Raw genomic sequence first — 2,205 nt, forward strand, 5'->3', positions numbered from 1 at the left:
CATGTATGCCTGGCTGATGGAGTGCAGATAGATATCGAAATGCAGGTGTTTTATGTGGAATACTGGGATGAACGCCTGCTATTTTACCTGAGCAAAATGTATGCAGGACAGATCAAAGCAGGGGAAAGCTATAGCATTCTGAAGAAGTGTATTCAGGTCAGCGTCCTGAATTTTGAACGATTTCCAGATGATGATTTTTGTTACCGGACGGTCCATTTCTGGGATGAAATGGCCGGGAAGAAGTATACAGATAAGCTGGAGATTCAGATCCTGGAGCTTCCGAAACTTCAGAAAAAGGCCAGCGGACCGGAAGATGTGATGGAGTGGATGCGGTTTCTTCGAGGGCAGAATAAAGAGGAGCTGAAAGAAGTGGCAAAGGGAAATGAATATCTGGAAGGAGCATACGAGGATTTAGTAAAGATGAGCCTGGATGAGAAGAAACGTTTACAGTATGAGGCCAGGGAGAAAGCGATCCTGGATTACAGATCCAATATGGAGGGAGCCCGGAATAGGGGCTTCCAGCGGGGCATGGAGCAGGGTGGTCAGGTCATGTTGATTCAGCTCTATCAGAAGAAGCGTCTGACGTTGGAGGAGGCTGCAGAAGAAGCAAACATGACAGTAGAAGAGTTTCGCAAGCTTGTGGAATTGGCAGAACATTCTATGGAATAAGGTGTGGGGAAAAGATATTGAAAGCGTTAATGCATTGGGTTACGGAGAATGAAGCGGTTCTTACGATGATGACGGCTCTCCTTACATTTTTTCTTGGAAGATATACAAGTTATAGAGAGGACTATCGGGAAGGAAGAAAGGAAATTAATGATACCTTTTATAAGCCATTTTTAGAATTGTATGATAATGAGCACCATTCGATGGCATGGTATTATACTGATTTATCTCTGGAGATGCAGAATTCTATTATGGAAATTTTGCTCACAAACAGGTACAAGGTTCATCCCCGAATCAAAAATAAAATATATGAGCTGGATATGTATTTTTCAAGCAGGATCAGCCCGCTGTCTAGAGATCAGGAGTTGGTGGATGAGGAGAAAGAATATGTAGAGAAGGTATTTCAATCTATATATTCCTATATAGAGAAAGAATATGTGAAAAATAACAGAGCACTGTACTGTTCCCTGGCAAAGAGGTTCTATTTTTGGATCATCGAACGGAGAACCTGACAGCGTGTCCTGTAAGATCATAACTTTATCATCAGGTAGTTTTTTATTGGTTGATGATTTTCACTTGGGGAAAAGCATTTCTCCAAGTGAGTTGTCGGTCATCTTATGATTCACTTGCCAGGAAAGATTCATTTCCGCCGTCCGTTTGACGACCTTGGCAACTGTGTTACAGGATACGCCGTAGCTATGTGTGATGTTCCGTTTACTAAATCCTAAGCTTTTCTGGCGAAGGATTTCTCGATACTTGGTTGTAATAGTGGCCTCTGGTTTCTTGCCTTTTCGTTATTGATATGTTACTCTATCCATATCTGAAAAGCACTCGCTTTTCGTATTTCTAAGGCGTTCGCCGAAATTTTCAAACATTACATTTATATACGGCAGACACATTGGCCGGTAATCGGATGGCTTCTTACATTTCTATATTCCTTTCTCAGGCAAACCACTTTTTCCAATTAAGAAAATATGCTACACTTACAGCAGACAGAAACATCCTTTTCCAGTGGATGAGAAGCCGGGAAAGGATCGAATTATGAGAAAAATCAAAAGGAAAAGAAAGATACAAAATAAGAAAAGACAAACTGCCCGAAGCGAAGATTTTATCATGAAGCCTTCCGTGGACTGGTGTTTCAAAGAGCTGATGAGAAATCCTAAGACGAGAAAGGGATTTATTGCAGTGCTTTTGCAGGTTAAGCCGGAAGAAATTGATGAAACGATCCTGTTGGAAAATGAGCTTCCCAAAGAAGCAGAAGAGGAAAAGAAGGGAATTCTGGATGTGCATGTATGCCTGGCGGATGGAGTGCAGATAGATATCGAAATGCAGGTGTTTTATGTGGAATACTGGGACGAACGTCTGCTATTTTGTCTGAGCAAAATGTATGCAGGACAGATCAAAGCAGGGGAAAGCTATCGCATCCTGAAGAAGTGTATTCAGGTCAGCGTCCTGAATTTTGAACGATTTCCAGATGATGATTTTTGTTACCGGACGGTCCATTTCTGGGATGAAATGGCCGGGAAGAAGTATACAGAT

Annotated in this window: 3 protein-coding genes; all 3 read left to right on the forward strand. The window is 41.9% G+C overall.

Going from position 1 to position 2,205, the window contains the following annotated elements; translation table 11 throughout:
- The coding region (locus B5G11_RS16000) for an Rpn family recombination-promoting nuclease/putative transposase (RefSeq protein ID WP_242959092.1) at positions 1-669 on the forward strand (669 nt) is incomplete at its 5' end.
- Between the two features lie 29 nt (positions 670-698).
- A complete protein-coding gene (locus B5G11_RS16005) occupies positions 699-1,178 on the forward strand; it encodes a hypothetical protein (RefSeq protein ID WP_087255634.1) in 480 nt (159 codons plus the stop codon).
- A 529-nt stretch (positions 1,179-1,707) separates the two neighbouring features.
- Positions 1,708-2,205, forward strand: a 498-nt coding sequence (locus B5G11_RS16015; protein WP_144289716.1) for an Rpn family recombination-promoting nuclease/putative transposase, incomplete at its 3' end; no start/stop codon positions are given.

This window comes from Drancourtella sp. An57 (assembly GCF_002161525.1).
GTDB classification, from domain to species: domain Bacteria; phylum Bacillota; class Clostridia; order Lachnospirales; family Lachnospiraceae; genus Sellimonas; species Sellimonas catena.